This is a genomic window from Ruegeria sp. SATB045 (assembly GCF_059613525.1).
In genome coordinates, this window is the sequence record NZ_JBXWSR010000024.1 from 108,585 (window position 1) to 135,107 (window position 26,523).

The 26,523-nt window shown below is 58.8% G+C and carries 27 protein-coding genes; 14 read left to right on the forward strand and 13 right to left on the reverse strand.

Annotated elements, in window-relative coordinates; all coding sequences use genetic code 11:
- Window positions 1–138 precede the first annotated feature (138 nt).
- Window positions 139–1,233, forward strand: a complete 1,095-nt coding sequence (gene ribA, locus AC2FNR_RS13420) for a GTP cyclohydrolase II (protein WP_170355387.1) — start codon at window positions 139–141, stop codon at window positions 1,231–1,233.
- Entirely contained in the window at window positions 1,230–1,730 is a 501-nt protein-coding gene (locus AC2FNR_RS13425) for a L,D-transpeptidase family protein (RefSeq protein WP_170355388.1), read from the forward strand. Before ribA ends, AC2FNR_RS13425 begins: the two co-directional genes overlap by 4 nt.
- On the opposite strand, the gene AC2FNR_RS13430 is transcribed toward AC2FNR_RS13425, so the two are convergent.
- Window positions 1,714–2,373 (reverse strand): YggS family pyridoxal phosphate-dependent enzyme, encoded by a 660-nt coding sequence (locus AC2FNR_RS13430; RefSeq protein ID WP_480866479.1) that lies wholly within the window; start codon window positions 2,371–2,373, stop codon window positions 1,714–1,716. The genes AC2FNR_RS13425 and AC2FNR_RS13430 overlap by 17 nt on opposite strands.
- A 102-nt stretch (window positions 2,374–2,475) precedes the next feature.
- Complete coding sequence (locus tag AC2FNR_RS13435; protein ID WP_480866481.1) at window positions 2,476–3,489, reverse strand: porin; 1,014 nt, start codon at window positions 3,487–3,489, stop codon at window positions 2,476–2,478.
- 282 nt (window positions 3,490–3,771) lie between these two features.
- Here AC2FNR_RS13435 and AC2FNR_RS13440 point away from each other — a divergent pair, with 282 nt between their 5' ends.
- The 4 genes from AC2FNR_RS13440 to holA all read left to right on the forward strand — a co-directional run bounded on the left by AC2FNR_RS13440 (window position 3,772) and on the right by holA (window position 8,370).
- The gene (locus AC2FNR_RS13440; RefSeq protein ID WP_170355391.1) at window positions 3,772–4,260 is read left to right on the forward strand and encodes a DUF3576 domain-containing protein; all 489 of its coding nucleotides are present in this window, start codon (window positions 3,772–3,774) and stop codon (window positions 4,258–4,260) included.
- A 72-nt stretch (window positions 4,261–4,332) separates the two neighbouring features.
- On the forward strand, window positions 4,333–6,867 hold the full coding sequence (gene leuS, locus AC2FNR_RS13445; RefSeq protein WP_496849450.1) for a leucine--tRNA ligase: 2,535 nt from the start codon (window positions 4,333–4,335) through the stop codon (window positions 6,865–6,867).
- Window positions 6,854–7,345: an LPS assembly lipoprotein LptE gene (gene lptE, locus AC2FNR_RS13450; protein WP_496849452.1), complete on the forward strand. Its 492-nt coding sequence runs from the start codon at window positions 6,854–6,856 to the stop codon at window positions 7,343–7,345. Before leuS ends, lptE begins: the two co-directional genes overlap by 14 nt.
- A complete protein-coding gene (gene holA / locus AC2FNR_RS13455; protein WP_496849453.1) occupies window positions 7,342–8,370 on the forward strand; it encodes a DNA polymerase III subunit delta in 1,029 nt (342 codons plus the stop codon). The genes lptE and holA overlap by 4 nt, the downstream gene beginning before the upstream one ends.
- Here the strand turns inward: holA and AC2FNR_RS13460 are convergent.
- Window positions 8,367–9,545: a TIGR03862 family flavoprotein gene (locus AC2FNR_RS13460; RefSeq protein WP_496849455.1), complete on the reverse strand. Its 1,179-nt coding sequence runs from the start codon at window positions 9,543–9,545 to the stop codon at window positions 8,367–8,369. The two genes, holA and AC2FNR_RS13460, sit on opposite strands and share 4 nt — an antisense overlap.
- Before the next feature lie 45 nt (window positions 9,546–9,590).
- Between AC2FNR_RS13460 and AC2FNR_RS13465 the strand changes: the two genes are divergently transcribed.
- Complete coding sequence (locus AC2FNR_RS13465) at window positions 9,591–9,887, forward strand: HNH endonuclease (protein WP_170355396.1); 297 nt, start codon at window positions 9,591–9,593, stop codon at window positions 9,885–9,887.
- Here the strand turns inward: AC2FNR_RS13465 and AC2FNR_RS13470 are convergent, their stop codons facing one another.
- From AC2FNR_RS13470 to AC2FNR_RS13480, 3 genes are read right to left on the reverse strand one after another with little or no spacing between them, the layout of a single operon-like run.
- Complete coding sequence (locus AC2FNR_RS13470; RefSeq protein ID WP_496849457.1) at window positions 9,888–10,625, reverse strand: VOC family protein; 738 nt, start codon at window positions 10,623–10,625, stop codon at window positions 9,888–9,890.
- Window positions 10,622–11,230 (reverse strand): enoyl-CoA hydratase/isomerase family protein, encoded by a 609-nt coding sequence (locus AC2FNR_RS13475; protein WP_170754589.1) that lies wholly within the window; start codon window positions 11,228–11,230, stop codon window positions 10,622–10,624. Before AC2FNR_RS13475 ends, AC2FNR_RS13470 begins: the two co-directional genes overlap by 4 nt.
- Window positions 11,227–11,970 carry an SDR family oxidoreductase gene (locus tag AC2FNR_RS13480; RefSeq protein WP_480866490.1) on the reverse strand — a complete coding sequence of 248 codons (744 nt, stop codon included), beginning with the start codon at window positions 11,968–11,970 and terminating at the stop codon, window positions 11,227–11,229. Before AC2FNR_RS13480 ends, AC2FNR_RS13475 begins: the two co-directional genes overlap by 4 nt.
- A gap of 139 nt (window positions 11,971–12,109) precedes the next feature.
- Here AC2FNR_RS13480 and AC2FNR_RS13485 point away from each other — a divergent pair, with 139 nt between their 5' ends.
- Window positions 12,110–13,633, forward strand: coding sequence for a DUF2125 domain-containing protein (locus AC2FNR_RS13485; RefSeq protein WP_496849459.1), 1,524 nt, complete (start codon window positions 12,110–12,112; stop codon window positions 13,631–13,633).
- 35 nt (window positions 13,634–13,668) lie between these two features.
- On the opposite strand, the gene AC2FNR_RS13490 is transcribed toward AC2FNR_RS13485, so the two are convergent.
- The gene (locus AC2FNR_RS13490; RefSeq protein WP_496849461.1) at window positions 13,669–14,397 is read right to left on the reverse strand and encodes an FkbM family methyltransferase; all 729 of its coding nucleotides are present in this window, start codon (window positions 14,395–14,397) and stop codon (window positions 13,669–13,671) included.
- Window positions 14,398–14,563: 166 nt separating this feature from the next.
- On the opposite strand from AC2FNR_RS13490, the gene AC2FNR_RS13495 reads away from it, so the two are divergent.
- The 4 genes from AC2FNR_RS13495 to lpxK are packed head-to-tail and all read left to right on the forward strand — an operon-like array spanning window position 14,564 to window position 18,914.
- A complete protein-coding gene (locus tag AC2FNR_RS13495) occupies window positions 14,564–15,910 on the forward strand; it encodes a TldD/PmbA family protein (protein ID WP_496849462.1) in 1,347 nt (448 codons plus the stop codon).
- Entirely contained in the window at window positions 15,897–16,697 is an 801-nt protein-coding gene (locus AC2FNR_RS13500) for an inositol monophosphatase family protein (protein ID WP_496849464.1), read from the forward strand. Before AC2FNR_RS13495 ends, AC2FNR_RS13500 begins: the two co-directional genes overlap by 14 nt.
- Window positions 16,694–17,929 carry a 3-deoxy-D-manno-octulosonic acid transferase gene (locus AC2FNR_RS13505; protein WP_496849466.1) on the forward strand — a complete coding sequence of 412 codons (1,236 nt, stop codon included), beginning with the start codon at window positions 16,694–16,696 and terminating at the stop codon, window positions 17,927–17,929. Before AC2FNR_RS13500 ends, AC2FNR_RS13505 begins: the two co-directional genes overlap by 4 nt.
- Window positions 17,916–18,914 (forward strand): tetraacyldisaccharide 4'-kinase, encoded by a 999-nt coding sequence (gene lpxK / locus AC2FNR_RS13510; RefSeq protein WP_496849467.1) that lies wholly within the window; start codon window positions 17,916–17,918, stop codon window positions 18,912–18,914. Before AC2FNR_RS13505 ends, lpxK begins: the two co-directional genes overlap by 14 nt.
- Before the next feature lie 33 nt (window positions 18,915–18,947).
- On the opposite strand, the gene AC2FNR_RS13515 is transcribed toward lpxK, so the two are convergent.
- Together AC2FNR_RS13515 and AC2FNR_RS13520 are read right to left on the reverse strand one after the other, a co-directional pair.
- A complete protein-coding gene (locus AC2FNR_RS13515; protein WP_480866502.1) occupies window positions 18,948–19,604 on the reverse strand; it encodes a DsbA family protein in 657 nt (218 codons plus the stop codon).
- Window positions 19,605–19,618: 14 nt separating this feature from the next.
- Window positions 19,619–20,125, reverse strand: coding sequence for a DUF721 domain-containing protein (locus AC2FNR_RS13520; RefSeq protein WP_496849469.1), 507 nt, complete (start codon window positions 20,123–20,125; stop codon window positions 19,619–19,621).
- 81 nt (window positions 20,126–20,206) lie between these two features.
- On the opposite strand from AC2FNR_RS13520, the gene mutY reads away from it, so the two are divergent.
- Entirely contained in the window at window positions 20,207–21,262 is a 1,056-nt protein-coding gene (mutY, locus tag AC2FNR_RS13525) for an A/G-specific adenine glycosylase (RefSeq protein WP_496849471.1), read from the forward strand.
- 61 nt (window positions 21,263–21,323) lie between these two features.
- Window positions 21,324–22,460 (forward strand): alkane 1-monooxygenase, encoded by a 1,137-nt coding sequence (locus tag AC2FNR_RS13530; protein ID WP_496849473.1) that lies wholly within the window; start codon window positions 21,324–21,326, stop codon window positions 22,458–22,460.
- 78 nt (window positions 22,461–22,538) lie between these two features.
- Here the strand turns inward: AC2FNR_RS13530 and AC2FNR_RS13535 are convergent, their stop codons facing one another.
- The 4 genes from AC2FNR_RS13535 to AC2FNR_RS13550 form a co-directional block, all read right to left on the reverse strand.
- The gene (locus tag AC2FNR_RS13535) at window positions 22,539–23,921 is read right to left on the reverse strand and encodes an adenylate/guanylate cyclase domain-containing protein (RefSeq protein ID WP_480866509.1); all 1,383 of its coding nucleotides are present in this window, start codon (window positions 23,919–23,921) and stop codon (window positions 22,539–22,541) included.
- A gap of 137 nt (window positions 23,922–24,058) precedes the next feature.
- A complete protein-coding gene (locus AC2FNR_RS13540; RefSeq protein ID WP_496849475.1) occupies window positions 24,059–25,162 on the reverse strand; it encodes a site-specific DNA-methyltransferase in 1,104 nt (367 codons plus the stop codon).
- Window positions 25,163–25,269: 107 nt separating this feature from the next.
- Complete coding sequence (rnhB, locus tag AC2FNR_RS13545; protein ID WP_496849476.1) at window positions 25,270–25,887, reverse strand: ribonuclease HII; 618 nt, start codon at window positions 25,885–25,887, stop codon at window positions 25,270–25,272.
- Window positions 25,888–25,997: 110 nt separating this feature from the next.
- Window positions 25,998–26,465, reverse strand: a complete 468-nt coding sequence (locus AC2FNR_RS13550; RefSeq protein WP_496849478.1) for a hypothetical protein — start codon at window positions 26,463–26,465, stop codon at window positions 25,998–26,000.
- Window positions 26,466–26,523: the final 58 nt, after the last annotated feature.

The window sequence follows — 26,523 nt, forward strand, 5'->3', positions numbered from 1 at the left end:
GGACACTTGCGCGTAGAACACGCGTTCAACAAGGTTTGCTGCAATCGTCTCACGCCCTCGTGTCCGGCGAGTAGGAATTGTTTCACATTTCTTTCAGATCGCGCTAGAGGATGTTTTGACCGTTATAGGGTAACATACATGAGTCTCATTCCGGATATCTCTGAACTGCTGGCGCGGGCGCGGGCCGACCTGCGTATGGGCGTTCCGGTTGTTCTGACCGATGACACCGGGTTCAGCGTTGTCGCCATTGCCGCAGAAACACTTAGCGCACAACGGCTTGCCGATTTGCGAGGCCTGGATGGTGACCCGGTGGTTGCCATCACCGTTCGCCGTGCCGAGACGTTAAAGGCACGCGCCTATGACGGTGATTTGGCGCGGGTCGTGGTTCCGGCCGACGTCGATATTTCCTGGGTTCAGGCCGTTGCCGACCCCTCGGACGACCTGAACGCTCCGATGAAGGGGCCGTTGATGAGCGAACGTACGGGCAATGCGAACCTTCACCGTATCGCCATTGCCCTTACCAAATCCGCGCGGCTTCTGCCTTCTGCTGTTGTTGTGCAGATCGAAGATGGGCGCGGTTTTGCGGCCTCGAACGGGTTGACCTGCATCGACCATACCCGCGCTGCCCCGCATCTGGCAGATCGTAGCCTGCTGAACGAGGTAGTCGCCGCGCGCCTGCCCATGGAGGTTTCCGAGGCCGGACGCCTGCACGTCTTCCGCCCCGAAGATGGGGGTGAAGAGCATTACGCCATTGAAATCGGGCGACCGGATCGCAGCAAACCGGTTCTTGCGCGTTTGCACTCGGCTTGTTTTACCGGCGACCTGATGGGCAGCCTGAAATGCGATTGCGGACCACAGTTGCGCGGCGCGCTGGCGCAGATGGGATCTGAAGGGGCTGGTGTCCTGCTTTATCTTAACCAAGAGGGGCGCGGGATCGGCCTAGCCAACAAGATGCGCGCTTATTTCCTGCAAGATCAGGGTTTTGACACGGTCGAAGCCAATCACCGCCTTGGGTTCGAGGATGATGAACGTGATTTCCGGCTGGGTTCAGATATCCTGAAGTCGCTAGGGTTCAACGCGGTGCGCTTGTTGACGAACAACCCCGCCAAAATCGCCATGATGGAAAAAACCGGCATTGCCGTGACCGAACGTGTACCTCTCAAGGTTGGTGAAACTGCACATAACCGAGGGTATCTGGCTACAAAAGCAGCCAAGTCGGGCCATCTGCTGTGACGCCAAAAGATCTGGTGCTGACGCCTCGTGGGGTTCGGTTCGCTGGCCGCATGTTTCCATGTTCAATCGGAAAAGGCGGGCGTAGTCCGACAAAACGCGAAGGCGACGGCGCCACCCCAACTGGCGAGCACCAAATCGTCGGAATGCTTTATCGGCCAGACCGGATTTCACCCCCAACCGCTTGGGCGATTCCGATCGGGCCCCGCGACCTGTGGTCTGATGATGTGTGCGACGCGCGATATAACCAACTGGTCAGCGCGCCCTACGCCTGCAGCCACGAAAAGCTGCGCCGTTCCGACCCGTTATATGATCTGGTGTTGCTCACGGATTGGAACTGGCCGAATGCAATACCAGGGCAAGGGTCGGCCATTTTTCTGCATCAATGGCGGCGGCCAGGTTATCCAACTGAAGGCTGTGTCGCCTTCCGGCGCGATCACCTCCATTGGATTGCTGCCCATGTTCAACCGGGCACGCGGCTGATCATTCCTGAGGTTTAACGCGTGCGCCAAATATCGCAGATCCAACCCGCACATGGGTCGCACCCAGCGCGATTGCGCGCTCAAAGTCGCTGCTCATACCCATCGACAAGCCTACCAAACCGTTGCGTTCGGCGATCTTGGCCAGCAAGGCAAAATGCAGCGCAGGTTCTTCTTCCACCGGAGGAATGCACATCAGCCCCTTCACAGGCAGGTCAAGGTCTCGGCACTCGGCAATAAACGCATCAGCATCAGCTGGGAGAATCCCAGCTTTCTGATCTTCTTCACCTGTATTGACCTGAATAAACAGGTCGGGACATGACCCAATCTCTTGCGCCAAACGGGCAAGAGTTTTCGCCAGCTTCGGGCGATCGACCGAATGAATTGTGCTGAATAGCTCCATCGCCTGCCGGGCCTTGTTGGTTTGCAAGGGGCCAATCAGATGAAGGTCAATATCGGGGTAGGTTGCAGAGAATTCGGGCCACTTCCCTGCAGCCTCCTGCACGCGATTCTCACCAAAGCACTTATGACCCTGTTGCAGTACATCGCGGATACGTTCGTTGGGCTGCACCTTGGAGACGGCGATCAGTTGAACTGAACCTTCCGGCCGCCCGGCGGCGGTTTCGGCTTTGGCAATACGGGCAGAGATTTCCTGCAGTGACATGGGATTCCTCATTCTAGCTTGGGGGCAGAAAAACACCATGTCGATCAAAAAGAAAAGGGCAGGTCCGAAGACCTGCCCTTAAACCTTGCGGTTCAGATCAACTTAGAAGTTGAACTGGGCACCGAAGTCTGCGCGCAGCTGCGAGTCGTCGCAGATGTCACAGTCGCTGTTGCCGATACCACCGCGCAGCGATGCACCGCCACCCAGGTCGTACAGAGCACCGATACCGTACTGCTGCAGGTCACCGTCCGCGTTACCGTCACCGTAAGCGAAGGTCAGGGTCAGAGCCGAACCAACATTATAGGCCGCCGAAACACCCCATGCGGTGCCGTCGGTTTCGTCGACTTCGGTTTTATCGTCTGCGACAAACACAGTACCCGAGAAGTCACCGAATTCTGCGCCCAGCGTCAGAACCAGCAGGCTTGGATCGTCGTCCAGGATACCGTCCGAGTCGGTTTGACCGTATGCCAGAGCAGCAGTGATGTTGTTGAAGGTGTAGGTCGCGCTGATGTCCCAACGGTCAGCGTCGTTGCTTACACCTTGACCTTGGAAGATGGTCGCTTGGTCATACGAAGCGCCAAATGCGAAGTCACCAACTGCGTACTGGAAGAACACAGCGTTCGAACCCGAACCGGTCGACGAGTATCCCAGGAAGTTATAGTCAACGCCCGAGTACTGGCCGATGAAGTTTTCCAGGCCAGGCTCGTTACCGTAGTAGTTTGCCAGGTTGTCGAATGCACCTGCGACGTTGCCCGCGTCAACACGCAGACCACCGTAGATGACCGAGAAACGCGCACCGTTCAGGCCAGCCGAGTTGGCTTCGCCGGTGCTTGCATCTTCGTCAGCCTGCAGACGAACACGACCCGAGAACTCGACGCCGCCGTCGGTTTCAACGTTTGCGTCCAGGTTCAGACGGAAGCGAGAAACCAGAATGGTCTCGTCGGCTTCGTTGAAGAAAGTGTTGGTTGCACCGCTTGCAGTGGTGGTGGTGGTCGTGAAGCCACGATCCTCCAGGTAACCAATACCAAAGCGGCCATAACCGCTGAATCTAACTTCGGCCGCGGCAACCGATGCGGTTGCGATCAGAGCGGTCGATGCGAAGAGAACTTTTTTCATCTTGTTTCCCTCGGTTTCAAAGTTTTCTAACTCGACAAGTGTCATTGCACATGTCTCAGCACGGGAACCGTTTCGCTCTTTTTGCCCCCTTCACGCAAGTATGGCATAAACGTGAAGACCGCATTGGCCACAGATTGGTGCAAGGATGTCACAGTCAGTTTTGTGACCTCTTCAGTCAGTAAACCCACCCGTATGTGACAATAATAGGGTTGTTGCCGCACTGGACCTTGTCTAGGAGTATCACCTAGCAAGTGAGACCCAGTGAAACAGGACACCTCTACAATGCGCCTGCAGACGATTTTCGGCTTGATCATAGCGACCGCACTCGTGTCGACCTGCGGACAGAATCGGAGCGCTGCCCCCAACCCCAATCTTGGAAACGTGGATGGTGGACGTTCGGACGAGCGGGAACTGAACGACCCAAATCGTTCAACCATCTGGGATGTCTTCAATACCGGCAATGCCGAGCAGGTCGCGAATGTGAACCGTTATCTGTGGACGGCTTCTCTGGATGTTCTCAACTTTCTGCCTGTGCAGGAAGTCGATCCGTTTACCGGTGTAATTGTAACGGGTTACGGCACCCCACCGGGTGGCGGGCGCCAATATCGCGCGACCGTCCACATCAGCGATCCAGCCCTCGCAGCGCGGTCGCTCTCCGTGGCACTCCAAACCAGCGGAGGCAACCCGGTCAGCGCAGCGACCACACGCGCGGTAGAAGACGCCATCCTGTCCCGAGCCCGCCAGCTGCGCATCGCGGACAACAAGTTCTAGCAACTTGCGGAAAATCACACTAATACCACGCCGGGCTCTCACCCGGCGTTTTCATTCACGAAGGACCGCATGATGTCGCGCTACTCGGCCAACGAAATCGAAGCAAAATGGCAAGAGGCCTGGGACAAGGCCGGAATCTTTGCCGCTAATCACAAGGCGGACAAGCCGAAATACTACGTGCTTGAGATGTTCCCCTACCCGTCTGGCCGAATCCATATGGGACACGTACGCAACTACACGATGGGCGACGTGATCGCGCGGCACAAACTGGCGACTGGGCACAACGTGCTGCATCCAATGGGCTGGGACGCATTCGGGATGCCTGCCGAGAACGCTGCGATGGCTATCGGCGGCCATCCCAAAGACTGGACCTACGGCAACATCGCCGACATGCGAGGGCAAATGAAACCGCTTGGCCTGTCGATCGACTGGTCGCGCGAATTCGCCACTTGTGACCCGGAATATTACGGCCAGCAACAGGCGTTGTTTCTGGATATGCTTGAGGCCGGGCTGGTCTATCGCAAAAACGCCGTGGTGAACTGGGATCCGGTCGACATGACCGTTCTGGCCAATGAACAGGTGGAAAACGGGCGCGGCTGGCGCTCGGGCGCTCTGGTCGAGCGGCGTGAACTGACCCAGTGGTTCTTTAAGATCAGCGACTATTCCGAAGAATTGCTCGGCGCGCTGGACACACTGGAAAACTGGCCCGCCAAGGTGCGGTTGATGCAGGAAAACTGGATCGGCAAATCGCGCGGCCTGCAGTTCAGTTTTGAACGCACCGATGGTGCCGAGCCGATCACCGTCTACACGACTCGCCCCGATACGCTGATGGGCGCGTCTTTTGTCGGCATCTCGCCCGATCACCCGATTGCCAAGCAGCTGGAGGCTGAAAACGCCGAAGTCGCTGAATTCGTAGCCGAATGCCGCAAGGGCGGCACCACGGAAGAGGCCATCGAGACCGCAGAAAAGCTGGGCTATGACACCGGCATCACCGTCAAACACCCGCTGGACCCGAATTGGGAACTGCCAGTCTGGATCGCGAACTTCATCCTGATGGATTACGGCACCGGCGCAATCTTTGCCTGCCCAGCCCATGACCAGCGTGATTTGGACTTCTGCCGCAAATACGGTCTGCCGGTGGTCGATACGTTCTTTGCACTGGACGATGACACCCCGGTCGACAAGATCGCTTTCGTTCCGCCGAAAACCGAGAAAGTCCGCTGGGTGAATCACTTCGCCGGCCTGACCGAGGCGACGGGTGATGAGGCCATCAACACCACCGTCGATTTCGCCGAAAAGGCGGGCTGGGGCGAAGGTGTCACCAAATATCGCCTGCGCGACTGGGGTTTGAGCCGCCAGCGCTACTGGGGTTGCCCGATTCCCGTCGTGCATTGCGATGCCTGCGGCGTGGTGCCCGAGAAGAAAGAGAACCTGCCGGTTCGCCTGCCCGACGATGTGACATTCGACAAACCCGGCAACCCGTTGGACCGCCACCCGACCTGGCGCGACTGCGAATGCCCGTCCTGCGGAGCACCGGCCAAGCGCGAAACCGACACGATGGACACGTTCGTCGATTCGTCTTGGTATTTCGCCCGCTTCACCGCGCCCCGCGCCGAAACCCCCACTGATCTGGCCGAGGCCGAATACTGGATGAATGTCGACCAGTATATCGGCGGCATCGAACATGCGATTCTGCACCTGCTCTATTCGCGCTTCTTTGCGCGGGCCATGCAGATCACCGGCCACCTACCGAAGAAAGCCATCGAGCCATTCGACGCGCTGTTCACTCAGGGCATGGTGACACACGAAATCTATCAGACCCGCGACGCCAATGGCCGCCCGGTCTATCACCTGCCAGAGGACGTGACCGACGGCAAACTGGCCGACGGCACCGAGGTCGAGATCATCCCCTCGGCCAAAATGTCGAAATCCAAGAAGAACGTGGTTGATCCGGTCAGCATCATCTCGGCCTTCGGCGCAGATACCGCGCGCTGGTTCGTACTGTCCGATTCGCCGCCCGAACGCGACGTCGAGTGGACCGCATCCGGGGCTGAGGCCGCGTTCAAGCACCTTAGCCGCGTACATCGCATCGCATCGGAAATCGCCGAGTCGGACGTTCCGGCCAACGGAGAAGACGAAACCCTTCTGCGTGAGATGCACAAGGCCATCCATGATGTGTCGGGCGGGGTCGAATCCTTTGGGTTCAACGCATCCATCGCCAAGCTCTATGCCTTCACCAACACGTTGGCGAAGTCCAAGGCCGGCACCGATGCCAAACGTCAAGCGGCAAAGACACTGGCGCAGCTTATGTCGCCGATGACCCCGCACCTGTCCGAAGAACTGTGGAAGCTGCTGGGCGGCGAAGGTCTGGTCGCCACCGCGCCGTGGCCCATCGCTGATGAAGCGATGCTGGTCGATGACACCATCACCCTGCCCATTCAGATCAACGGCAAGCGCCGTGCGGAAATCAGCGTTCCCAAGGATATGGACAAGGCAGAGGTTGAAAAAATCGCGCTCAGCACCGAAGCTGTGCAAAAGGCGCTGGATGGCAATGCGCCGAAGAAGGTGATCGTTGTGCCGGGCCGGATCGTGAATGTCGTTGTTTGATCGCAGAACCCTTTTGTTATTACCGCTGGCGCTGGCCGCTTGCGGGTTCGAGCCTGTTTACGCCCCCGGCGGATCGGGTTCGGCTCTGAATGGCAGGGTCGAGGTTTCTGCCCCTAACTCGGTCAACAGCTATCTTCTGGTTCAAAATCTGGAACAAAGGCTGGGCCGCAGTGCAAGTTCGGGCTCGGACTACGCGCTGAACGTCAATGTGTCGACCGTCCGTCGACGGGCGGCGATTACGCAAACGAATGAAACGGATCGTTACACGATCGAAGGACGAGCGGAATTCGCACTCAGATCCAATGCGACGGGCCAGGTGATCACCTCTGGCTCGGTCGCGGATTTCGTAGGTTTCTCGGCCGCAGGATCGACGGTATCCGAACTGGCGGATGAACGGGACGCGAATGAACGTCTGATGGTGATTCTGTCAGATCAGATCGTCAGTCGGCTTTACGCGACACCGGATCTTGCGCAATGAAGCTCAGCCCGCGCGAGGCTGAGGGGTATTTTGCGCGGCCCGACACCGAAAAGGCCGGGCTGCTGATCTATGGCGCGGACGCGATGCGAGTGGCATTGAAGCGCCAACAGGTTCTGGCCGCCTTGCTCGGCGCGAACGCCGAAGAGGAAATGCGCCTAACCCGAATGCCGGGGGGCGACCTGCGCGGCGATCCCGCACTGTTGCTGGATGCGGTAAAGGCAGTGGGCTTTTTCCCCGGCCCGCGCGCTGTCTTTGTCGAAGACACCACCGATGTTGCCGCCCCCGCGATCATTGCCGCGCTTCAGGATTGGGCCCCCGGCGATGCTCAGATCATCGTCACTGCGGGTCAGTTGAAGCCCAGTTCGAAAATCCGCAAGGCGTTCGAGGGTCATACCTCGGCCTATGCGGTGGGCATTTACGACGACCCGCCCTCGCGCGGAGAAATCGAAAGGATCTTAGGTCAGTCCGGGTTGCAGAAAATCCCGCACGAAGCAATGTCGGCACTGGCCGAGCTGGCCACCGGTATCAGCCCGGGCGACTTTGCCCAGACGATCGAGAAACTGTCGCTGTATAAACGTGGCGATAGCGCCGAGCTAAGCATTGAGGATATCGAGGCCTGCGCGCCACGCTCAACCGAGGCAGCGCTGGACGATGTTCTGAACGTGGTGGCCGAAGGTCGGGCAGGCGAAATCGGCCCTCTGATCCGGCGCTTGCAGTCGCAGGGCACCAACGCGGTCAGCTTGTGCATCGGCGCGACACGGCATTTTCGAACTCTGTATGCCTGCGCTTCGGACCCCGGAGGGGCCGCGCAGGGCATCGGCAAGCTGCGTCCGCCGGTCTATGGCAAGCGGCGCGACCGGATATTGCGGCAAGCGCAGGGCTGGGGCGCGCCAAAACTGCAAACCGCGCTGACCGTTCTGACCGATACGGACCTGTCCTTGCGCTCTGCCGGACAAACTGCGCCCGCTATGGCTTTGGTTGAACGTGCCATGATCCGTCTGGCGATGCTGGCCCGGTCTCGCTAACGATCCAGCCACCGAACGGCCCCGTGCCCCGCCCAGCGGCCCGTGGCCAGACAGCCGGTCAACAGATAGCCCCCGGTCGGGGCCTCCCAATCCAGCATCTCTCCGGCGCAGAACACACCGGGTTTGGCCGTTAGCATTAGGTGGCCATCCAACGCGTCTCGCTGGACCCCGCCTGCAGTTGAGATCGCCTCGTCCATCGGGCGCAGGCGTGCGCCAACGATGGGCAGGCGTTTGAGCGCCGCCACCTCATGTCCTTGCGACACGGCAGCTTGCTTGGACATCTCGTGAAACAGAGCGATTTTCTGCGGCGGCAGTTTCAGCGCCTTTTTCATCCATTGCGTGAACGTGGTTTTCGCGCTTTTTGCGGCAAGCCGCGCCTGCAAGGTCGCCGCGTCCAGATCAGGCAACAGATCAACATGTAAGTCCGCGCCCGAACGCAGAGCCGGGGTCAGGGAATAAAGGCCCCCGCCCTCCAACCCGGTGGCGGAAATCGTGGTTTCCCCACGGCTTTCCAGCTCTCCGGCCAGCCAGCGCACCGCTTTCAGCGCCTTGCCAAAATGAGGTTGCATATGGGGGCTCCACGCCACCGACAAGGCAGAGTTCGCCGGTTCAAACGGGGCCAGCGCCACACCTTTCTCTGCCAGTACCTGCGCCCAGTGCCCATCCGACCCCAGCCGCGCCCAGCTTGCCCCACCCAACGCCAGAACGGTGACGTCAGATGCAATTGCCTGCACCCCCTCGGGCGTGTCAAACGACAGCGCGTCGCCATCCCAGCCCAGCCAGCGCCAGCGGGTTCTTATCTGCACACCCGCTTCATCCAACCGTCGCAACCATGACCGCAACAATGGCGAGGCTTTCATAGCGCTGGGAAACACTCGCCTGGTCGAGCCGGTGAACAGCTCTTGCCCCAGCCCGCGCGCCCAGTCCTGCACGGCATCTGAGTCAAATTCGGCCACCATCGGATGCAGCCAATCCGCCGCACTGCCATAGTTGGGCATCAGCGTCTGGAGCGGTTCATCCTTGGTTAGGTTCAGACCGGATTTTCCTGCCATCAGGAACTTACGCGCGACCGATGGCTTGGCCTCGGCCACCAGCACATCATGGCCCGCTGCGGCCAGCTGCTCTGCCGCCATCAGACCGGCAGGACCGGCCCCGATTACCACCGCTTGCTCCATTGCCGTCCTCTTGCTTTTCGCATCTGCGGGCGCACATTCTGCCCTATGTCAGATCGCGATCCCATCTGCCCGCTGTGTGACCGCCCCATCCCAGACGGAGGCGGCAGCCTGCACCATCTGATCCCAAAACTCAAAGGGGGCAAGGGCGGACCTACGGTTTTGCTGCATATCATCTGCCACAAAGAGGTCCACGCCACCCTGTCCGAGGCCGAACTGGCCCGCAGCTATAACACGGTCGAAACTCTGCGCACGCATCCCCGACTTGAGAAATTCCTGAGCTGGGTCCGCAAACGCCCGCCCGGATTCCGCTCGAAAGTTCCGGGCAAGCGACGCGGGCGATGATCAAGCCGGCCAGACCCGATCACCAAATGCATCCGCACGAGGCCTGTCGATCCCTTCAAACTCCAACCCGCGGTAATCAGGAACAGGGGCAAACTGGGCACCAGCGAGGTGCTGAAACTCCAATGTCGTATAAGGGCGTTTCCAAAGCCATTCGCGGTTTTCCACGGACCATAAATCCGCGTTTGGCGGAGTATCTTCTGAAAACGCATAGAAATGCAGATCGAACCCGTACTGTGCCACATCCTGCATCGACATTAAGCGCATGCCCTGCGCGCGGCAAAACGCATCTTCGGCCGCGATATCGCCAGTACGCAACGTGATCTGCCCGATCCGCGCATCAGCAAAGGGCGCGTCGGGGCTTGCAGCATTGTCTGGCCGGTTGCCTTCGAAATCATGCTGCAACACTTCGATCACAAACCCTTCGGGGTCTTGCAGGTGGCACAGGTAACCGATGTCCAGAAACTGCTTGGGGTCCGAAACCTCGACCCCTTTGGCGCGCAGAGCGTTAACCGCCAGATCGACATCCGGTACTGTGACACCGATCTTCCAATACCGTTGCCCGCGGTCGTGACTGTACCCGCCGCCGCCGGGCATCAGGACCAGGTCAGCATCCAAACCAGTATACCCCACACGCTGACTAGCGCCCTGAGAACGCGCGGACATGCCCAGCGTATCACCGTAGAACGCCGCCAACCGGTCAGGATCGGCAACACGCAACCTTACAGCAGACAGCCTCATGGGCACAGCGCCGCGATACCCGCGGCAGTTTCCGGGTCGGCGGCCACGCTGTCCGCAACCAGTTCCAAAGCTGTTGGCATCAATGCGTCTGGCTCGACCACGCGGTCGACAAGACCGAAATCATAGGCGTCCTTGGCGGTGATCTTTTGCCCTGCCATCAAGATCATCTTCGTACGCGATGGTCCGATCAGAGCCGCCATGCGACCTGGATCGGACGGTTGCGGCAGAAAACCCAGCTTCATTACCGGATAGAAAAACTTGGCATTCGGCACCGCAATTCGGATGTCGCAGGCCAGCACCATGCCATTGGCCCCACCGGCCAGTGTTCCGTTCAGTGCAGCGACGGTCAGACAGGGCAAAGCAGCTATGGCCCCTGAAAGCCTCTCCCACAGATCCGAAGTTGCAAGACCGGCCCGCGCTTCGTCCAGATCAGCGCCCGCACTGAAAACCTTGCCGTTCCCGGTCAGGATCAGAGCGCGGGCATCGGTTGCCGCCTCGGCAATCTGGCAGAGTTCGGTTAGCATGGCCCCGGTCAGCGCGTTGGCTTTGTCGGGATTGTTAAGTGTAACGGTCCAAAGACCATCCACCTGTGTCAGTTCGATCACGTCAGACCTACCCTTTTTCGAATGTCTTCCCGCCGCAGGGAAATCTCGGTGCCCAAAAACTCATCGGCATCCTGTGAACACATCCAAAGCAACGCCCGTGCGGGCCAGTCGGCCGGGATATGATCGCTCCAATCCAGTTGGCTGACCGCGTTTATGCCGCTGGCCTTAATCACCCGCTGCATTTCAGTGGCCACAGTACCCGGCGAAAGGCCCATAGCGCGGATGCCGTGCATTGATTCCTCAAGATGCAAGCACTCCGTCAGCATCTTTGCCCCCGCTTTCGAGGCGCAGTAGTGACTCCATGCTTCAATGGCGTTCGAAGCTGCACCGGATGAGACAGTGATCACCGTACCGCCCCCAGCAGCTCGCATGACCGGCAAGGCCGCACGCATACCATGGAAAACGCCTTTAAGGTTTATGTCTATGGCATTGCCCCACGCATCTGCATCCGCATTTCCGAGGTGAAAGATCGGATCAATCACCCCTGCATTGCCGATCAGCACGTCCAGCCCACCAAAGCGATCCACGCAATCGGCAATGGCTTGCTCGACCTGCGAAAACACGCTGACATCGCTTTGAAGCGCGATCGCGTTGTCCCCAAGTTCCGAAGCCAGTGCAGAAATCTGGTCCCGGCTGCGCGCCACCAGCGCGACATTCGCCCCGGCTGCGGCAAAAACGCGCCCCGCCTCGGCCCCAATGCCGCGACTGGCCCCTGTGATCAGTACGGTTTTTCCTTGCATGTGGACCCTGTACCTCCGTTGTTTTGAGATTGTGTGAACGTCTACCGCGCGAAGGGGGAAAGGGTCCAGTCCTTGCCCCTTGACGCCCGCCGTCACAGACACGACGATGCCTGTAAAATTGATCAAGAAGGGTTCTATAATGTCCGTTTTCCTTCACCGCAGCTGCGGTGCTGTATTGGCCTATGCCTTAATCTCTCAGGGGGCGCTGGCTGATGTCACCGCGCAGGATGTCTGGGATGATTGGAAATCCTACCTGACCCAAATGGGCTATACTGTGGAAGCTCAGGAAACCGCAGACGGCAATGTGCTGACAGTCACCGATATGACCATGACGATGGCTCTGCCGGAAGAGGATGGATCCTTTGACATGGTCGTCCCTCAGATGACCCTGACCGAAAACGGAGACGGCACCGTCAGTGTAGACGTCCCCGAAAGCTTTCCGATGACCGTGAAGGGTGATGGCAGTGGCGAGACCTTCTCGACCGAAATCCTATACACCCATACCGGCCTCAAGATGGTTGTCTCGGGCTCGCCCGAGGATATGACATATGACTATTCGGCTGGCTCGATTGGGGCCAAGTTGGATGGGTTTACCGTAAATGGCGAAGAAATGCCCGCGGACGCGCTGGCCGTCAGCATCGCATTGAACGACGTAAGCGGAAGCTCGCGGATGAAAATCGGTGAGAACCGCGATGTTGACCAGAACTTTACAGCCGCCGACCTGACATACGGGCTGGTTTTCAACGATCCCGAAAGCGGCGAGACGGCCAATGTGGACGGTGCGCTTCAACAACTCGCGTTTGAAGGCACCACGGTCATTCCATCAGATTTCGACGTCGCTGATCCGCAGGCTTTCTATGATGCCGGCTTCGCCTTTTCCGGCCGCTTCACCTACGACTCAGGCAAATCCGCTTTGGCGGGAACCAGCGAAGGCCAAGCGTTTTCACTGGGAAGCGAGTCCCAAGGCGGGCGCCTAGCCGCCAGCCTGGACGCGCAGCGCTTGGCGTACGACATCGAACAAAACAGCACCAAAGTGGCTGTGACTACGGCAGACCTGCCGTTCCCGATCGAAGTCGCGATGGAAAATGCGGGTTTGAAATTTGAGTTCCCGGTCCAGGAATCTGAAGAAATTCAACCCTTTGGCTTTGCGATGAATCTGACAGACTTCACTATGTCTGACGTATTGTGGAGCATCTTTGACCCCGCAGGCGCTCTGCCTCGCGACCCGGCAACAATTGCGCTGGACACGACCGGTACGGCGAAAATCCTGACCAACTTTTTTGACCCCAACGCAGTTGAGACACTTGCCCTGTCCGATACCGCACCGGGCGAGCTGCATTCGATGAAGATCAACGAATTGTTGATCTCGCTGGTGGGAACCAAGCTGACCGGCGATGCCGATTTCGCCTTTGACAACGCAAACACCGAGGCTTTCGACGGCCTGCCCACGCCAAAAGGTACTGCGAACCTGCAGCTTGTCGGCGCGAACGGGTTGATCGACACGCTGATCGGCATGGGGCTGATGTCGGACAGCGACGCATTGGGTGCCCGCATGATGATGGGTCTTATGGCGGTTCCGGGCGAAGAACCTGACACGCTGAACTCCAAGATTGAATTCACCGAAGAGGGCCAGATTCTGGCGAACGGCCAGCGTATCAAATAACCATCGAGGGAAGGCTTCTGTCGGGGCCTTCCCCTTTACCTGCGGCCGACGCGCCGAAACAGTACAGACCCGCCACTGCTGACGCGCTGATCATAGGCGAACCCAAGGGCGGACAGGTGGTCGAAACACGCTTTTATCCCGCGCAGCCCGATCTTGCGGGTGTGCACCTCTAGATAGACCTTGTCCACATTCGCCAGATTGGCTCCGTCGAACAGGTACTTCTCGCCGCCTTCGATATCGACAATCAGAACATTGGCGTCGAAGTCGCCAAGAATTTCTGACAAGTGCCGTTCGGGCACGCTGACCTCTTGTACATAGTCGGGTTTCGGATCCAGAGAAGACGACCAGAACGGATCACGAATGTAAAACGTCGACATCCCCAATGCGTGCGAGTCCGCCAGCGCGACCGCATTCAGAACTTCGACCCCTTCAATTCCGTTCGCGGAATGGACGCGGCCGATAAAGTCGCACAGGGTTGGGTTGGCCTCGATGCACATAACGCGACGAACATTCAACTGGGTTGCCAGATAGGACGAGATGAACCCGATTCCGGCCCCAAGCTCGACCACGCGGTCCTCGGGATCGATGAATTTCGGCAGGCCGGTCACCTCGTCCTTCTCGTACCGTTCCGCGCGAATGGATCGTGCAACCTGAGGCGTGATGACATCCGGATCATTCGGTATCCGAACCCCACGCAACGAGAGAAGATCTTGCATAAACTGCCCTGCCCGTTTGCCCTGCGCCAACCCGTGCAGAGCCTTCATTTCGCAATCAGGTTTAGCCCATGCCCCAGTCCTTAGCAGCCGGTTTTTTGCTGAAAACCGAAAGTTTTTGCACCCTTCACGCAGCTGCTAAGGTCCTGATCCACCCACAGCCCTTGCGGGACAAGCTGTCCAAGGCTAGGTCCAATACAACCATACCGGAGGTTTCATGACCCGCACGCCCGAAGATATCAGCCAAGATCTGCTGGACGCCGCCCGCAAGGCCGGAGCAGACGCTGCAGACGCCATCGTACTTGACGGGTCATCCGTTTCGGTCGAAGTCCGCGGCGGAGCGTTGGAACATGCGGAACGCTCGGAAGGGGCTGATCTGGGTTTGCGGGTGTTTCTGGGCAAGCGTCAGGCGATCGTTTCAAGTTCTGACAACCGCCCCGAGACCCTGACAGCCATGGCCGAACGAGCAGTTGCTATGGCGAAAGAAGCACCCGAGGATCCGTTTACCGGACTGGCACGGACGGATCAGCTGGCAGCTGATTGGGATGTAGAGGCACTTGAGTTGTTCGATCCAACGCCTGAGCCGAGTGCCGAAGACTTGCTAAAGGATGCTCTGGCGGCGGAAGCAGCCGCGCTGGCTGTGCAAGGCGTGTCACAAGTATCGGACGCGGCGGCGGCCTACGGGGTTCACCGCGTGCATCTGGCAGCGACCAACGGCTTTTCGGGCGGGTATGAACGCAGCAGCCGGTCGACCTCTTGCGTTGCAATCTCGGGCGAGGGAACCGAGATGGAGCGCGACTATGACGGCGACAGCCGTACATTCCAGTCCGATTTGCGCAGCCCCGATGACATCGGTCGCAGCGCGGGTGAACGGGCTGTGCAGCTGGTCGGCGCACGCCAGCCAGTGACCGGTACGTTCCCGGTCCTGTTTGACGAACGCATATCGTCCTCGTTGATCGGTCATCTGCTGGGTGCAAGCAACGGAGCCGCCATCGCGCGTGGATCTTCGTGGCTGTCCGACTGTCTGGGAGAGCAGGTGCTTCCTGCCCACTTATCCCTGATCGAAGACCCGCATCGTCCGCGCATTGCCGGATCACGCCCTTTCGACGCCGAAGGACTGCCCACCCAACGCCGGGCTATTGTCGAAAACGGTGTCCTGACTGGCTGGACATTGGATCTGGCCAGTGCGCGCAAACTGGATATGGTCTCGACCGGGAACGCGGTACGCGGCGTGTCTGGCCCACCTTCGCCCAGCAATTGGAATCTGAGCCTGACCCAGGGCACGCAAAGCCGCGAAGATCTGCTGCGTGACATGGGCACCGGGCTGCTGGTCACGTCGATGATCGGGTCCACGATCAACCCAAATACTGGCGATTACTCGCGCGGGGCCTCGGGGTTCTGGGTCGAAAATGGGCAGATCGCCTACCCGGTCAACGAATGTACCATTGCGGGCAATCTGCGCGACATGCTCAGGCGGATCATTCCGGCAAATGACGCACGACCTTACCTGTCGCGCGTTGTGCCGTCGGTTCTGATCGAAGGGATGACACTTGCCGGCAACTGACCTGCAACTGCTGATCGACGCTGCGCTTGAGGCCGGAAGGATCGCAACGCGGTACTCTGGCACAACAGCGCAACGCTGGGACAAACCCGACGGAGCCGGTCCAGTTACCGAAGCCGATCTGGCCGTGAACGCAATGCTGGAACAACGCCTTCCCTTTGCGCGGCCCGACTACGGTTGGCTCAGCGAAGAAACCGAAGACTCGCAGGCGCGTCTGTCCAAAGATCGCGTGTTCATCATTGACCCGATCGACGGCACCCGCAGTTTTGCGGAAGGGTCAAAAACCTGGGCGCACTCGCTTGCGGTCGCCCAGCAGGGCGAAGTCACGGCCGCAGTGATTTATTTGCCTTTGCGCGACATGCTTTACGCTGCAGCCAAAGGACAGGGGGCCACGCTTAACGGCGCGCCGATCAGGGTGTCCGGCGCCTTGGACTTGGAAACCTCACAGGTTCTGGCCGCAAAGCCAAATCTGGACGCGCGTCACTGGCGCAACCAAGATGTGCCAGACTTCATCCGGACCTATCGTCCGTCTTTGGCCTATCGACTGGCGCTGGTAGCACAGGGGCGGTTCGACGGTATGCTGACCCTACGCCCGAGCTGGGAATGGGACATCGCCGCCGGAGATCTTATCATTCGCGAGGCCGGAGGAGCCTGCACTGATCGCACTGGAGGCCTATTGCGGTTCAACAACCCGAATCCGCGCCTGAACGGGGTCATCGCTGCGGGGCAGCGGATTCACACCCAATTGTCGGAAAGACTGGCTCCGGAAGGCCCAGGAATACAGGCATGAGCAAACCGCGCTCTCTTAGCCTTGCGGCCTATCGCGTTCTGTCCTGGGGCGTTCCAAACGGGACGGACAAACCCTACATCCCGCGCCCCGAAGGTGAGCTGATCTGGATACATATCGCCTCTCAGGATCGCCAGCGCGTGGTCGAGGGCTTCTGCCAACGTCTGCGCCAATCCCGTCCCAACCTGTCGGTCTTGTTGACTGCGCCCCCTCAAGCTGACCTGATCCGTTGGGATGCAAGCAGCCATCCTTTGGTCAATCTACCGTCCGAACAGACTGGTGCCGCACGAGAATTTCTGGATCATTGGCGTCCCGACCTTGGTCTATGGGTCGGTGGCGGGTTAATGCCCAACGTGATCACCCGCGCTGAAGAACGTGGGCTACCCCTGATTCTGATCGAAGCCGAGATTGATATCCACGTGGCACGCGGCGCACGATGGTTGCCCGACATCACACGATACACCTTTGATTGTTTTCAAACAATTCTTGCCACATCACCCGAAACAGTTCGACACATTCGCAGGCTCGGCGTCCCGGCCTCCAAAGTCGACACGGCCCCGCCGTTGCACGTCAGCCCCAATCCAAGTCCCTGGCCCGAAGATGAATTGATCGAAATGACGCACGCGCTGTCCAGCAGGCCAGTGTGGTTGGCAACCTGGGTTCAGGACAAGGAATTCATCTCGGTCCTCAGCGCGCACCGCCAGGCAATGCGGATGCTGCCGCGCTTGGCTCTTATCCTACATGTCGCCGACATGTCCGAGACCGAACCACTGCATCGCAGGCTGCTCTCGATGGACCTTAGATGCGTCAATTGGGACGACGGAGGGACAATCGAAGATACAACACAGGTTATACTGACATCGGACCCTGAAAATCTGGGTCTGTGGTATCGTCTGTCACCCGTAGCATTCATGAGCAGCTCACTTGAACGGGGTGCGGGTGGGCGCGATCCGCTGACAGCAACTGCTCTGGGATCCGCGGTCATTCACGGACCTTTCGTGCATCGTCATCAGCAGCTATATGATCAGCTAAACAGAGCAGGTGCGGCTAGATTGGTGCGCACCGCGACCGAACTGGGCGATGCAGTGGTGGAACTTCTGGCACCTGACGAGGCCGCGAGAATGGCTCTGGCGGGTTGGGAAATCGTGTCAGAAGGCGCTCCGCAAACGGATCACCTGATCGAAATTGTACAGGACAGTCTGGACCAGCGGGGCCAAGATCATGCGAGCACCTGATTTCTGGAATACTGCGCCGGACAAACCGTCATTGGCGGCCCGGCTTCTGTCGCCGCTTGGGCACCTTTATGCTGCAGCAACCGCTCGCCGCGTTGCAAGCGATCTCGGCTTTGCCCCCGGTGTGCCGGTTATATGTGTCGGTAATCTGAACGCAGGCGGCACTGGCAAAACGCCTACGGTCATCTGGATGATCGAACAACTGCGCGACGCCTGGCATCAGACCCATGTGGTCACCCGCGGCCATGGCGGATCGCTGGACGGGCCGGTTCGCGTCGATCCCGGCAAACACACCGCAGCAGATGTTGGCGATGAACCGCTTTTGCTGGCGGCATTCGCCGATGTTTGGGTCGCCAAAGATCGCGCCGCCGGAGCAAAAGCCGCAGCCCAAGCTGGAGCAACGGTTATTGTGCTGGATGACGGGTTTCAAAATCCCTCGGTCGCAAAGGATTTCTCGGTCATCGTTGTGGATGCGGAACGCGGGTTCGGGAATGGCCTGTGCCTGCCCGCAGGCCCGTTGCGCGAACCGGTCGACGTAGGACTGCAGCGGGCCGATCTGGTTTTGTCGTTGGGCGACGCAGATGCACAGGCCCAATTCTCAGACCGTTGGGCAGGGGATTTAACTGTTCCAAATGTCACCGGTGCGGTCGGGCCTCTGCAAACGGGTATGGACTGGAGCGACACTCCCGTATTGGCGTTTGCCGGTATCGGACACCCGGAAAAGTTCTTTGCTACCTTGCGCAATCAAGGCGCAACACTCTTGCGGGCCGAAGCCTTGGACGATCATCAGCCGTTGACCTCGGCGTTGATGACCCGCCTGGAAAACGAGGCACGTTTGTTGGGCGCTCAAATGGTCACAACGGAAAAAGATGCTGTTCGTTTGCCCGCCGCCTTTCGCAGCAAAGTAATAACGTTGCCCGTCCGTTTGCGTGTCAATGAGGCCGATAACGTCAGGCAGATGCTACTTAAAATCGCACCGTCGCCGTAGGTAGCGGCCGGTCCTAAGACCGGCCAACCCATATCAACTGCCCAATTCAGCTTCGATCAGCTTCTTGAACTCGTCATATGACTGGTTGTCGACCTTTTTACCGTTCACGATGAACGAAGGTGTCGACTGGATACCATCCTTTTCGGCATTTTCCTGATACCAAGCGACCAGAGTACGCGCCCGGTCTCCGTCCTGCAGACAGGCTTCAAGCTGATCGTTGTCGATCCCTGCCAGACGCCCGATCTTGCGCAGTTCATCCACGATTTCAGCAGGACCGCCAGCGCGCGTCCATTCGGACTGGCCTTCATAGATCAGGTCCGAGATGCCAAAGAATTTATCGGGTCCGGCACAGCGCGCGACCATCGAGGCCCACAGGCCGTAGCGATCGAAGTAAACCTCGCGGTAGGTGAACTTAACCTTACCGGTGTCGATGAAATCCTTCTTGAGCTGCTTATACGGCCCTTTGTGGAAATTCGCGCAATGCGGGCAGGTGTAGGATGCATATTCGATGATCTCGACCGGTGCGTCCTCGGCCCCCAGGGTCATCTCGACGATGGTCGAGGTGTCCAGCTCGGCCTCTTGCGCCTCGGCGCTGCCGATCAGCGAAAATGACGCGTTCGGTGACGACAGCAAAAAGCCGCCTGCGGCAATGGCGACGGCCGCGCAAATTCCGGTTGCAATACGGCTCATGAATCAGCCCTTTCTCAGCGTTTTTGTTTGGATAGAACGTTACGGCCCAGACGTTCAAGGGCTGCACGCAGATCGCCATCATGGACGCCTTGCGCTGCCCGGTCCGCCTCGGCCGCGATTTCCGGTTTCAGTATGGGTTTCGCCGGCTTCGCTTTGTGATCGAAACTGGCCTGCCCCTCGGCAAATCCTGTCGGAGCGGTCTGGGTGATACGCACCCGGCTGATGGCGTTATAGCCGTAAACCGCGTTCACCTTGCCGCGCAGCTGTTCCTTTTGCATCTCAAGCATCGGTGCCTGCGGGCCGGTAGTCAGCACAGTCAGCGTCGCCCCCATGCCGCCCTTACCATAGCCCACATTCACCGGCCGCGCGATGGCGGCCAAATCCTGTCCCACGATCTCGGCCCAGTGAGTCAGGATGCGCGACACGGCAAACCCGCGGCTTTCGCCCGCACGCCTGATCTGCGTATTCAGCAATGTCGCGGTGCGTTTGAACCCGCGGGTCGAAGAACGTCTGCGCTGCATCTGGTTTCCAACTCCTGCACCACTATTGTAGAGGGCAGAACACCGGGCGCCAGCGAAACCCGACAGGGAGATGATTAAAAATTGCGTGACACAGGCGAATTTGACGTCAGCAGCGAATTGCTGTGCTGGTACGACCGCCACGCCCGCCAGATGCCGTGGCGCGTCAGCCCCACAGATCGGGCCGCCGGGGTGCTGCCCGACCCCTATCGTGTCTGGCTGTCCGAAGTGATGCTGCAACAGACCACCGTGGCCGCCGTGCGCGACTATTTCATGCGGTTCACGACGCGTTGGCCCACGGTGCAGGCGCTGGCCGCAGCCCCAGATGATCAGGTCATGGGCGAGTGGGCTGGCTTGGGATACTACGCCCGCGCTCGCAACCTGCTGAAATGCGCCCGCCTGGTGGCGGACGAACATGGCGGTCAGTTCCCCGACACCTACGAAGCTTTGCTAACGCTGCCCGGCATCGGCCCTTATACTGCCGCCGCTATCTCGGCCATTGCCTTTGATCGCCCCGAGACGGTGCTGGACGGCAATGTCGAACGTGTCATGGCACGGCTGCACGACATACACGACCCCCTGCCCGGCTCAAAACCGCAGCTGAAAGACAAGGCCGCCGCACACACCCCGCAGGCCCGACCCGGAGATTATGCTCAGGCCGTGATGGATTTAGGCGCAACGATCTGCGCGCCAAAATCTCCGGCCTGTGGAATTTGCCCTTTGCGCGAACCCTGTCGGGCCCGCAAGGCCGGAACACAGGCGGACCTGCCGCGCAAAACGCCAAAGAAGCCAAAACCAACGCGATACGGCCATGTTTACATCGCCCAGCGACGAGACGGGGCCGTTTTGCTAGAACGCCGCCCCGACAAAGGACTGTTGGGCGGAATGCTAGGCTGGCCTGGCTCTGATTGGTCCGACGCGCCGGTCGAAACGCCCCCTTTTGCTGCCGATTGGCAAGTTCTGCCTGCAGAGGTGCGCCACACCTTCACTCATTTTCATCTGATCTTGCGCGTCTGGACGACCGACCTGCCAGACGACACGTCGCCCGACGGTCTGATAATCTTAGACAAACACCAGTTTCGCCCAGGTGATCTGCCAACGGTAATGCGCAAGGCGCACGACCTGTGGCGCGGTCGATAACGCGTTGTACAGCAATTCGAACTGTGGCTAGACTCGCCTCAATCTCTGCGGAGCCTGATACATGATCGCACCAGACATCCTGTCCCGATGGCAATCAGCCCTGCCGTTCTGGGTTTCATTCCTGCTAATCCCACTGATCTGGGTCACTGCTGTTCTAGGCGGGTGGTGGGTGGTTTTGGTGCCACTTTCAACATGGTGGGCCTTTGCCGCACTGGATAAGCTAACCGGGCTGGAACTAAGCAACGCCGACCCCGACACTCCCGACACTGCGCTGCACTGGTATATCCTGTTGACCAAAGCGTGGGTGCCGGTTCAGTTCCTGACCCTGTTCGGGTTGATCTGGTTCGCGACACATACAAACCACCTGTCCACGGCGTCCAAGATCGGGCTGTTCTTTGGCATGGGCGTAATCTCGGGCACGATCGGGATCAATTACAGCCACGAGCTGATGCATCAAAAAGGCCGGGCTGAGCGCTGGCTGGGGGATATCTTGCTGGCGATGGTGCTGTATTCACATTTCCGATCGGAACACCTGCTGGTCCATCACCGCTTTGTCGGCACCCCCCGAGATCCTGTCACCGCCCGATATAACGAAGGCTTCCATCGCTTTTACCCTCGTGTCCTGTGGCAATGCCTAACTTCGGCCTTCCGCGCCGAGCGCGAAAAGCTAGCCCGCAAAGATCGCCCGTGGACAGACCGCGCAAACCCGTTCTGGCGCTATTGGGCGCTGCAGGCAGGAATGCTGCTGCTGGCCCTACTGATCGGAGGTCTTTCGGGCCTTGCCCTGTTCCTGATTCAGGCGGGCGTTGCGATCTGGCAACTGGAGCTGGTGAATTATGTCGAACACTACGGCCTGACCCGGAAACACTTGGGCGAGGGCAAATACGAGCATGTCCAGCCCCGCCACTCGTGGAATGCCTCGCAAAAAGCGTCGAACTGGCTGCTGATCAATTTACAGCGCCACTCGGACCACCACTACAAACCCAACCGCCGCTTTCCCCTGCTGCAACACCATTCACAGAACGCGGCGCCGCAACTGCCCTACGGCTATCCCGTTATGACTGTTGCCGCCATGATACCGCCCCTTTGGAGGCGCGTGATGAACCCCCGTGTCAAGGCATGGAGGCGGCAATACTACCCCGAGATAACCGACTGGACGCCCTACAATAAGTCGCGAAACCCGTTGCCCTCCGCATGACCGCAGCGCGCTCCCGCGCGCTGCCCGGCCCAACAGTCTTTAGGGCATCTTTGATGCTGTACAGACTGGCGGGAGCACCTACATCACCCAAATATCCATCGGATGTTCTACACCCCGCACGCTCTGACCTGTACGTCGCACAAATCCTTCGGTCAAAGTCGCAGCGTTTGATCCTTCCTCGGAAAGCTGGGCACAAACTTCGTCACTCAGCACCACTTTGACGTCAAAATCGCGGGTCAGCGCCTCTAGTTTTGCGGCCACGTTCACCGCATCGCCTATGACGGCAAATTCCAACCGGTTCGCCCCAATATCTCCCAATACGACCGAGCCGTAATGAACACCGATCCCAACCCGTATTTCCGGCTCGCCCAGCCGCCGTCTTTCAACATTCCAACGGTTGATGACCCCCACCATGTCCCGCGCGCAAGCCACAGCATTACTGGCGTCCAGCGGCGTGGGCACCGGAGTTCCGAACGTGGCCATCAACCCGTCCCCCAGATACTTGTCCAACGTGCCGTGATGGCGAAACACCTCGGTCTCCATCCGGGCATGAAACCCGCGTAGGACTTCGATCACTTCATATGGATCGCGCCCGGCCGCGTATTTGGTAAACCCAACGATATCTATGAACAAAACCGCGACATTTTCCTTGCGCACCTGTTTGAGCGGCTCATCATTTTGGCTCAGCTCTTCCACCACATTGGGCGAAAAATAGCGCGACAGGTTGGCGCGCTCCCGCTCCAACCCGGCATTTGTCATCAACAACCGGTTCAGCCGTCGCATCGAGATACCCAAGGTCACGGCAACCATCACGAACACAATGACCTGCTGAATGCGCAGCGACGGCATAAAGCTGTTTGGGTCCATGAACTCGGCCACGTCAGGATAGCCAGCCAACGCCTGAGCAACCCGTTCGCTGAGACCGGGTATCGGAGTCGCAACCCACCACGCAACGATCCAGCCAATAGTCCACATCATCGCAGTCCACGACCCGATTGCCACAACTGTCCGCCAGGAATAAGCAAGTGTTCCCGCCGCCAGAATAATGAAGAAATACTGAAAGTTATCGAACCTGTACTGCATGGCCAGTGGCCGGACGTCGTCGCTGAACGGGTTCGGGATGATCATGCCCAGCGTCATGATCAGAAGATCCACAAAGATCAAAAGCAGTTCGACCCGCGATTGCCCGACACGGCCCGCACGTCGGATGAACCAACCGTTTGCGCAGATCAGCAGTAGAATGAAATGATACCACATCACCTCCCACTGGGGGTTCAGAAAGACCAAAAGCACACCGGTTAGTCCCATCGCGACCCAACGTGCGCGTACGGCCAGTTCCAACCCTTCGCGCTTGTGCTTTTCCAGAGCGGCCTCGGTGTATTTGTTGTCCAGATCGTAGCTGTCTGGTTGTGTCACAAAAAACCGGCCAAACCGGGATTCGCTGGCTGTGGTATCCGACATGGCTGAGGCTCCCTCGGTGCGCGGCGGGCTATATCGAATTCATACCGAAATGGGAATGTGATGAAAACAAAAGACCCCGCCGAGAACGGCGGGGCAAGGCTTAGTGCCTTGTGTCAGGCCACAGGCACCGGCGGTATTCAGTTGTGCATTTCAGCCCGGATCTGCTGGCGCAGCACGTCGATCGGCACGGTCTTGCCGTCGCGTTTGAAACACCAATAGGTCCAGCCATTGCAGGACGGCGCGTTTTCCAGATGCGCCCCCACCTGATGGATCGAGCCTTTGACGTTGTCGCCCACAAGCGTGCCATCGGCGCGCACCTTGGCCTTGTGACGCTGGTTCATGGAATACAGCTCTTCCCCCGGACGCAGCATGCCGCGTTCAACCAACTGGCCGAACGGCACGCGCGGCTCGGCGCGTTTGCTGGCGCTGACCTCCAGCGCCTCGCGGTCGAATTTGCGAACCTTGGCGATGCGCTTTTCGGCGACCCTGCGATAGCTTTCCTCGCGTTCGATGCCGATGAACTCACGCCCCAGCATCTTGGCAACCGCGCCGGTCGTGCCCGTACCAAAGAACGGATCCAACACCACATCGCCCGGATTGGTCGAACCGACCAACACGCGGTGCAGCAGCGATTCAGGCTTTTGCGTCGGATGCGCTTTGTCGCCGTTTTCATCTTTCAGACGTTCATGACCGGTGCAGATCGGCAGCACCCAGTCGCTGCGCATCTGTACGCCCTCGTTCAACGCCTTCAGGGCCTCGTAATTGAACGTGTATTTCGCACCTTCACGCTTTGACGCCCAAATCATCGTCTCGTGCGCGTTGGTAAAGCGTTTACCGCGGAAATTCGGCATCGGGTTCGATTTGCGCCAGACGACGTCGTTCAGAATCCAGTACCCAGCATCCTGAAGGGCAGAGCCAACGCGGAAGATGTTGTGATATGAACCAATTACCCAAATCGCACCATTGGGCTTCAACAGGCGACGCGCTGCTTTCAGCCATTCGCGCGTGAACTGGTCATAGGCCCCGAAGCTGGAAAACTGATCCCAGTGATCATCAACCGCATCCACCTGAGAGTTATCCGGGCGGTGCAACTGACCTTTCAGCTGCAAATTATACGGCGGGTCTGCAAAGATCAGGTCAACCGACGCCTCGGGCAGACTGTTCATCACGTCGATGCAGTCCCCGGATAGAATCGTGTTTAAAGGGAGCGCTTTTACGCCCTTTTTGGTGGTTGTCGTCATTTTACTGCCTCAAGTATCCACGGCGCTTTTGCGCTCATTTGGTTGAGACAAGGATGAGTCAAAGACGAATCGCCGTCAATTTCTTTTTTGAATCAGCAGCTTACGATTTACTCTTGATACAAGATATTGTGGACCGGTTTGAACGAACGTCTATGGTGTGGGGTCACACCAAGATTTCGCAACGCTTCGCGATGCATTTTTGTCGGATAGCCTGCATTCGACTCCCACCCGTAGCCGGGATGCTGTTGCGCCAAATCCACCATCGCCTGATCGCGCCAGTTTTTCGCAAGGATCGATGCCGCTGCAATTGAGACCGACCGCCCATCCCCCTTGACCACCGCCTGCGCCGGGATCGACAAACCGCGCGGAATCATGTTGCCGTCGATCAGCACATAATCCGGGGGCGGGTCCAAGGCGGCCACTGCGCGCTCCATCGCGATATGCGAGGCGCGCAAGATGTTGTGTGTATTAATCTCGGCAACTGTGGCCTGGGCCACCGCAAACTCGGCCCGTTCACGTATTGAAGTGTCCAACGCAGCGCGACGCTTGTCGGTCAGCTTCTTGGAATCGTTCAGCCCCTGCGGAATGTCCCCAGGGTTCAGAATCACTGCAGCAGCAACCACGGGTCCGGCCAAGGGGCCCCTACCCACCTCATCCACGCCCGCGATCCGCACATACCCATGGGCTTTGACTGATTGTTCGATGTCATAATTCGGAGTCGTCATCCTTTCTGGCAAACCGTGTTTCGCCACCGTCCGCAACAAAAAAGAGAGGGCAGCTTGCGCCACCCTCTCCTGCACGGCGCTTCTGTGGCGCCGCTCCTGCTCGAAAACGGTTACTGGTAAACCACGCGGTACCCATGATGGCGCAGGCAGGCGGGCTCGTAGGCGCGCTTGACCTTTTTGCCATTCCAGAAACCGACTTTGCACTCTTGCGGCAGGCTATTGGTGTATTTGTAATACTTTTTCAGACAACGCGGCCCCAAAAGCGCATGGTGAGGCGCGTAACGCTCGTACGTCCGCAGGCAGTGTTTCGGCAGATCATACTTGGCCACGCGGTGGGGCAGCGGGCGAACCGGGTGATGTGGGTGAACCGGCTTGGGTGTCTGAACGTGCGAACGATGACGACGGTCACGGTCTTTGTCTTTTTCTTTGTTGTAGTAGTGCACGCCGGCGCCAATGATCGCGATGGCGGCTAGGCCACCCAGAATGTCCTTGGCATCTGCGGCCCGCGCCTGCGACACTGAAACACCTGTTATGGTGATGGCAGTTGCTACGATCAGGGCGATGAATTTCCGATGCATGGTGCTTGTCCTTTTAGTGCTGGGGCGATCCGTGAACGATCGCGAATTCGTTGCACCG